Genomic DNA, 6861 nt, shown 5'->3' with positions numbered 1-6861 from the left:
CTGAACGGCACCCGATTGGCTCGGTGGCAGAGTGGTGATGCAGCGGCCTGCAAAGCCGTGTACGCCGGTTCGATTCCGGCCCGAGCCTCCAATTTTCCGCTTGCCCGCCAGTGCAAGCATGCAGGGGAAGCGACGACCAGCCCGGGTGGCGGAACTGGTAGACGCAGCGGACTTAAAATCCGCTGGCCCTTAGGGCCGTGCCGGTTCGATTCCGGCTCCGGGCACCATTTCCCGCCCAAGACCGGCAGGCGAGGCCGCCGTTCATTCCTGAAGCGTTTATCCAAGATCGGATGTCCCACACAGAGGCTCACAGCAGCTCGGCGAAGGCGGGCACTACGGAACTCAGCGCTGCCGGACTTGAGATCTGGCGGGGCGAGACTCGTCTCCTGCGAAATTTCGGATTCCAGCTTTCTTCCGGCGAAACCCTGTGGTTGCGCGGTCCCAACGGTGCCGGCAAGACAACCCTTATGCGGGTGATTCTGGGGCTCAGCCAGGCCGATGCCGGCGAGGTTCACTGGTGTGGTCGCCCCCGCGATGAGGATCGCAGCGCCTTTCTTGCCGACGTGGCCTGGTGTGGCCACCAGACCGGCCTGCGGCCGGAGCTCAGTCCTCGCGAAAATCTGGCGAGCTGGCAACCGCTGGCCGGTCGACGTTCCGCGCGGCGCCTGAGCGACTGCCTTGAGCGGCTCGCTTTGACCGCGGTGGCCGATCGCCCCTGCGCCTTTCTCTCCGCCGGCCAGCAGAAGCGGGCCAGTCTCGCCCGCCTGCTGCTGTGCGAGGCCAGTCTGTGGTGCCTGGATGAGCCGCTCACGAGTCTGGACGCAGACGGGCAGACTCTGGTGGGCGAACTGATCTTCGAGCACCGGTCTCACGGTGGGGCTTGCCTGGTCAGCAGTCATCAGCCCCTGCCTGACTCGGCGGGGACTGTGCGGGAACTGGACCTGGATCGCAGCCACAAGGCCGGGGGAGGCGGGGCATGAACAGTGTCTTCCTGGCCGGCCTGTATCGGGAGTTGTTACTGGCCATCCGTGATACGGCCGACGTGGTCACGCCCCTGCTGTTTTTTGTCCTGGTGGGGATGCTGTTCGTGCTCGGCCTGGAGCCGATGCCGGAGTTGTTGCAGGCGGTCGGGCCCGGGGTGATCTGGGTGGCGGCCCTGCTGTCCGCTCTGCTGGGGGCGGAACGCCTGTTTCGGGCCGACTATCAGTCGGGTGCCCTGGAGCTGGCTGTGCTTAGCCCCGAGCCGCTGAGTCTGCATGTGATGGCCAAGCTTTGCGGCCACTGGCTGGTGAGCGCTCTGCCGTTGTTGCTGCTGTCGCCGCTGCTGGCACTGATGATGAACCTGCCGACCCAGGCATTGTCTGTATTGGCGCTGACGCTGTTGCTGGGAACACCCGTGTTCACCATCCTGGCTGCCCTGGGCGCGGCCCTGACCGTGGGGCTGCGGGGTGGGGGCAGCCTGCTGGCCCTGGTGGTGCTGCCACTGACCATCCCGGTGCTGATATTCGGCAGCCGCTCGGTGGTGCAGGCGGTGAACGGTGAGGAAGTTACTGGCCTGTGGGCCCTGGGCATGCTGGCCGTCCTGGCCCTCAGCCTGGGGCCGCCGGCAGTTGCCGCTGCCGTGCGAATCAGCCTGGAATGAGGATTGAAGCTTCCTCGTTTGATCTGGCTCACACTGCCTGCCCACTGGCGGGTTTACCCTGTGGGCCGCTGACCGGGGAGAGCCTTGAGTTGGAGACACGAATTCGTGGGTAAAGAGAGCTGGCGCTGGTTTCATCGATTCGGTTCACCGCCCCATGTCTATGGACTGGCGGACCGCATGGTGCCGTGGTTTGCCATCCTGGGACTTGCATGTCTGCTTACAGCGACGGTCTGGGGCCTGGCCTTTGCACCGCCCGACTACGAGCAGGGTGACGGCTTCCGGATGATCTACGTGCATGTGCCGGCGGCCTGGCTGTCCCTGTTTGTCTATGTTCTGCTGGCCTTGGCCTCGGCCATTGGCCTGATCTGGCGCATGAAGGTGGCCCATGCGGTGGCGATTGCCGCTGCCCCGCTCGGCGCGGCCTTTACCTTTCTCTCCCTGGCGACCGGCTCCATTTGGGGCCAGCCCATGTGGGGGACCTGGTGGACCTGGGACCCCCGGCTGACATCGCAGTTGATCCTGCTGTTCCTCTATATCGGCTTCATTGTCCTCAATCGAGCCTTCCAGGATCAGCGCAGTGGTGATCGGGCCAGCGCCTTGTTGGGCGTGGTGGGGGTGGTCAATGTGCCCATCATCCATTTCTCCGTGGACTGGTGGCACAGCCTTCATCAGCCGGCCACCATTGCAAAGTTCGGGGCACCCTCGATTGATACGGCCATGCTGATCCCGCTGTTGGTCATGGCCTTGGGCTACAAATTGTTTTTTGCCTGGTTGCTGCTGCGGCAATTACAGGCGGAGTTGCTGCAACGGGAACGGCGGGCGGCCTGGACGAAAGCCCTCGTCACCGGGCCTGGAGGCACGGTAAAATGATGGATTGGTTTAGCGAATTTCTTTACATGGACGGCTTTGCCGTCTGGGTCTGGAGCGCCTTCGGCGTCTCCGCCCTCGTCATGGGCCTGATGGTCTGGCTCGTGATCCGCCGACACCGCGAGGCCCTGCGCCTGGTGCGGCGCTATCATTCGGATGGAGGTTCCCGATGCCCCCTCGTCGCAAGCGTATGGTTCTTGTGCTTTCAGCAGTGGCCGGCGTGGCCATTGCCGCCACCCTGGGGCTGAAGGCCTTTCAGGAAAACATTCTCTATTACTACAGTCCCACCCAGATTGCCTCGGGCGAGATTACCTTCGATGATCGGCGTATCCGCGTCGGCGGCCTTGTTGTGGATGGCTCGGTGCAACGGGAGATGGGTGAACTGGGCGTGGTGTTTGATGTCACGGATGAACTGGAATCGGTGACCGTGGCTTACGACGGCATCCTGCCGAACCTGTTCCGGGAAGGGCAGGGAATCATTGCCCATGGCCGCTTTGATGACGATGGTATCTTTATCGCCGACCAGATTCTGGCCAAGCACGACGAAAATTACATGGCGCCAGAGGTCAAGGAGTCGCTGCGGGAAGCGGAATGGCAACGGCGGCAACGGGAGCTGCGCGAGCAGCAGGAATACAGCGGCCCGGGTGAGGATTACTGATGGCAGCGGAACTTGGACAAATTGCGCTGATTCTGGCTCTGCTTATCTGCTTGGCTCAGGCCTGGTTCGGCCTGGCCGGTGCGGCTCGCCGCAGGCTGGATTGGATGCAGGCACTGCCCAGTGTGGTGGTGGGGCAGCTGGTCTTTACCACGCTGGCCTATCTGGCACTGACCTATGCCTTCATTACCCATGATTTCTCCATCGCCTATGTGGCCAATAACTCCAACACCGATCTGCCCTTGATCTATCGGCTGACGGCGGTTTGGGGTGCCCACGAAGGCAGTCTGCTGCTGTGGTCCATGCTGATGGCGGTCTGGACACTGGCCGCCGTCTGGTTCAGCCGTAATCTTCCCCAGGTTTTCACCAGTCGTGCCATCGGCATTCTGGGGGTGATCAGTGCCGGGTTCATTCTCTTTACACTGCTGACTTCCAATCCCTTTGAGCGGCTGTTCCCGATTCCGGAACAGGGCAGGGACCTGAACCCGATCCTCCAGGATCCGGCCATGATCATTCATCCGCCCATGCTTTATCTGGGCTATCTGGGTCTGGCCATTCCCTTTGCCTTTGCCGTATCCTCATTGATCGGGCTGGAGTCCAACACCACCTGGGCCCGCTGGACACGCCCCTGGGCCACCATGGCCTGGGTCTGCCTGACCCTCGGTATCGCCCTTGGCAGTTGGTGGGCCTATTACGAGCTCGGCTGGGGTGGCTGGTGGTTCTGGGATCCGGTGGAAAACGCCAGTTTCATGCCCTGGCTGGTGGCCACGGCCTTGATCCATTCCCTGGCGGTAACCGAAAAGCGGGGCGCATTCCGTAACTGGACGGTATTGCTGGCCATCTCCGCTTTCGCCCTGGCCCTGCTGGGCGCCTTCCTGGTGCGGTCCGGGGTGTTGGTTTCGGTGCATGCCTTCGCGACCGATCCCACGCGCGGCGTTTACATTCTGATCTTCCTGGCTTCGGTTGTTGGCGGGTCGCTGGCACTCTACGCCTGGCGGGCACCCCATATGCCGCCGGGCGGTGGCTTCAGGCTGGTGTCCAGGGAAAGCTTTCTGTTGCTGAACAACTTGCTACTGGTAGTGGCCACGGCGGCGGTTCTGCTGGGCACGCTTTATCCTCTGTTCCTGGATGCCATGGGCCTGGGCAAGATTTCGGTCGGCCCGCCGTACTTCAATGCGGTCTTCGTGCCATTGATGCTGCCGCTGATGTTCTTCCTGGGCTTCGGACCCTATGCCCGCTGGAAGCGCGATCAGGCCACGGAGTTGGGCAGCCGCATGTGGCCGCTGATGGTGGCGGCGGTGGTCTTTGGCGTGGGTGGCACCCTGATCCTTGGGGGGGCGGCCGGCGTCATGGTGCTCTTGGGCGTGGTCTTGGGTCTGTGGGCGATCTTTTCCGTCTTCATGGAACCCTTCCTGCGCTGGCGCAAGCGCGGCTGGCGGGGCATCAGCGGCATGCCGGCCTCCATCTGGGGGATGCTGACCGCCCATGCAGGCGTGGGGCTGATGGCATTGGGGGTTGCCGGTGTCACCACCTTTGCCGTGGAGCGGGATCTTCGCATGGTGCCCGGAGACAGCTATGAAGTCGCCGGTTACGAGTTTTATTTCGAAGGTGTGCGCGATCGTGTCGGTCCCAACTGGGACTCGGTTCAGGGTCGCTTTGTGGTGACCCGCAACGGCCGCGAGGTCACCAGCATGTACCCGGAAAATCGGGTTTACCGGGCCCGGCCCGATCCCCTCGCGCAAATTGCCTTGCATCCAAGATTGCGCCGCGATCTGTATGTCGCCATGGGGGATTATCTGGGCAATGATGCCTGGAGTGTCCGTATCCATTACATGCCCATGGTTCGGTTCATCTGGCTTGGCGCTCTGGTGATGGGGCTTGGGGGTGTGATTGCCGTCCTCGATCGCCGTTATCGCCTGGTCAGCCGTCGCCGTGAACAGGAATCCGAGCGGGCAGCCCGTGCCGCCGGAGGAGCGTCGGTCTGATGTGGCGTTATCTGATTCCCCTGGCGATCCTGCTTGTTCTGATCGGGTTTTTCTGGCGCGGTCTGTCACTTGATCCCAGCGAAGTCCCTTCACCCCTGGTGGGTCGCGAGGCTCCGGCTTTTGCCTTGCCCTCCCTGCATGAACCGGACCGATTGGTGACCAATCTGGACCTGGCCGGTGAGGTAACGCTGTTCAATGTCTGGGGTACCTGGTGTCCCGGCTGTCACGAAGAACATGATGAGCTCATGCGGCTTGCGGAGGAGGAGGGCGTTCGCATTGTCGGCCTCAACCTTCGCGATGATCGGGAAACCGCCATTCAGTGGCTCAGCCAGGTGGGCAATCCTTTCGAGCAATCCGGATTCGATGGTGATGGCCGGGTGGCAATCGACTGGGGCGTATATGGTGCCCCGGAGACTTTCGTGCTCGACCACCGTGGCCAGATTCGACACAAGCACATCGGCCCGATCACTCACCAGGACATCGATAATACGCTCCTGCCGCTGATACGCGGACTGGAGCAGGAGGCTCGGGAATGAAACTGCTGACCCCGTTTTTTATTCTGGCCGCCCTGGCCCTGCTCTCTCTATCGGTTCAGGCAGCGGATCCGGGGGAGCCTTTTGAGGACCCCGCTCTGGAGCAGCGATACCATCGCATCGTCAACGAACTGCGCTGCCTGGTCTGCCAGAACGAGTCCATTGCTGAATCCAATGCCGAGCTGGCACAGGATCTCCGGGCCCAGGTTCGCACCATGCTTGCCGATGGTGCCACGGACCAGGAGATCAAGAATTACATGACAGAGCGCTATGGCGACTTTGTGCTCTATCGCCCGCCCATGCGGGCGGATACGCTGGCTTTGTGGTTTGGTCCGGCCTTTTTGCTGTTGATCGGTGCCGTGGTTTTGGTGGTCACGCTTGTCCGCCGGGCTCGTCAGGATGCCGAGGAAGAGGCGGAACTGGAGGGGCGTGAACAATGATGACCTTTGTGACCCTGAGTGCACTATTGGTGGTCGCGGCCCTCCTGCTCGCCGCCGGACCGCTGATCCGCCGCCGTGGCGGCAAGGTATCCCGCGAGGCCGTGGATGCGGTGGCGGTAACGCGTGCCAGGCAGCTTGCAGAGCTCGAGCAGGAGCTCGAGGACGGTGATATCGACAACCGCACCTATGAGTTGTCGCGGCGCCAGATTGAAAGCGAAGCCAGTGATCGCCAGGCCGATGCGGAATCCGGCCCGGCCATCCAGACGGGGAAACCGGTCAGTGCCATTGTCCTGGCAGTGCTATTGCCCCTCGCTACCCTGGGGATCTATCTCCAGGTGGGTGACCCCGATGCCATTGATCGTGGCAGCATGAATCCCATGGCGGGTGGGGATATGGATATGGCCGCTGCCGTGGACGCCCTGGAGAGTCGCCTGGCGCAACAGCCGGATGATCTGGAAGGCTGGATGTTGCTGGGTCGAAGCCGTATTTCGCTCGGCCAGTACGACCAAGCCGTGGAAGCCTATCGTCAGGCGGTCGAGATTGCCGGTGAGGACAATCCCCGGGTACTGGCCAACTATGCCGAGGCCATCACGCTGGCGGATCCCTCACGCATGGTGACCCATGCCGCGCCCCTGTTCCGCCATGTGCTGGATCTGGACCCAAGCCACCCCAAGGGGCTTTGGTACGGTGGCCTGATCACAATGGAGGAGGGGGATCCCGAGTCGGCGGTGGCCTTGTG

Annotated in this window: 9 protein-coding genes and 2 tRNA genes; all 11 read left to right on the top strand. The window is 62.5% G+C overall.

What is annotated here, in order from left to right; genetic code table 11:
- The first annotated feature begins 17 nt into the window (after nucleotides 1-17).
- Nucleotides 18-91 (top strand) — tRNA-Cys (locus ACJWXQ_RS12160).
- A 48-nt stretch (nucleotides 92-139) separates the two neighbouring features.
- Nucleotides 140-227: transfer RNA gene (locus tag ACJWXQ_RS12155), tRNA-Leu, on the top strand.
- A gap of 63 nt (nucleotides 228-290) precedes the next feature.
- Entirely contained in the window at nucleotides 291-980 is a 690-nt protein-coding gene (ccmA, locus tag ACJWXQ_RS12150; protein WP_406672905.1) for a cytochrome c biogenesis heme-transporting ATPase CcmA, read from the top strand.
- Nucleotides 977-1642, top strand: a complete 666-nt coding sequence (gene ccmB / locus ACJWXQ_RS12145) for a heme exporter protein CcmB (RefSeq protein ID WP_346050934.1) — start codon at nucleotides 977-979, stop codon at nucleotides 1640-1642. Before ccmA ends, ccmB begins: the two co-directional genes overlap by 4 nt.
- A gap of 105 nt (nucleotides 1643-1747) precedes the next feature.
- The gene (gene ccmC, locus ACJWXQ_RS12140) at nucleotides 1748-2512 is read left to right on the top strand and encodes a heme ABC transporter permease CcmC (RefSeq protein WP_346050933.1); all 765 of its coding nucleotides are present in this window, start codon (nucleotides 1748-1750) and stop codon (nucleotides 2510-2512) included.
- Nucleotides 2509-2757 carry a heme exporter protein CcmD gene (gene ccmD / locus ACJWXQ_RS12135; protein WP_406672904.1) on the top strand — a complete coding sequence of 83 codons (249 nt, stop codon included), beginning with the start codon at nucleotides 2509-2511 and terminating at the stop codon, nucleotides 2755-2757. Before ccmC ends, ccmD begins: the two co-directional genes overlap by 4 nt.
- On the top strand, nucleotides 2679-3167 hold the full coding sequence (gene ccmE / locus ACJWXQ_RS12130) for a cytochrome c maturation protein CcmE (protein ID WP_406672903.1): 489 nt from the start codon (nucleotides 2679-2681) through the stop codon (nucleotides 3165-3167). The genes ccmD and ccmE overlap by 79 nt, the downstream gene beginning before the upstream one ends.
- On the top strand, nucleotides 3167-5149 hold the full coding sequence (locus ACJWXQ_RS12125) for a heme lyase CcmF/NrfE family subunit (RefSeq protein WP_406672902.1): 1983 nt from the start codon (nucleotides 3167-3169) through the stop codon (nucleotides 5147-5149). The genes ccmE and ACJWXQ_RS12125 overlap by 1 nt, the downstream gene beginning before the upstream one ends.
- Nucleotides 5149-5685 carry a DsbE family thiol:disulfide interchange protein gene (locus ACJWXQ_RS12120; RefSeq protein WP_346050929.1) on the top strand — a complete coding sequence of 179 codons (537 nt, stop codon included), beginning with the start codon at nucleotides 5149-5151 and terminating at the stop codon, nucleotides 5683-5685. The genes ACJWXQ_RS12125 and ACJWXQ_RS12120 overlap by 1 nt, the downstream gene beginning before the upstream one ends.
- Nucleotides 5682-6122 (top strand): cytochrome c-type biogenesis protein, encoded by a 441-nt coding sequence (locus ACJWXQ_RS12115; RefSeq protein ID WP_346050928.1) that lies wholly within the window; start codon nucleotides 5682-5684, stop codon nucleotides 6120-6122. The genes ACJWXQ_RS12120 and ACJWXQ_RS12115 overlap by 4 nt, the downstream gene beginning before the upstream one ends.
- A partial coding sequence (gene ccmI, locus ACJWXQ_RS12110) for a c-type cytochrome biogenesis protein CcmI (RefSeq protein ID WP_406672901.1) occupies nucleotides 6119-6861 on the top strand: 743 nt, incomplete at its 3' end. The genes ACJWXQ_RS12115 and ccmI, both read left to right, overlap by 4 nt.

The sequence above is a fragment of the Natronospira sp. genome (genome assembly GCF_007134575.1).
Lineage (GTDB): Bacteria > Pseudomonadota > Gammaproteobacteria > Natronospirales > Natronospiraceae > Natronospira > Natronospira elongata.
The sequence above is the reverse complement of the archived record's forward strand: the minus strand, read 5'-3'. Positions and strand labels throughout refer to the sequence as shown.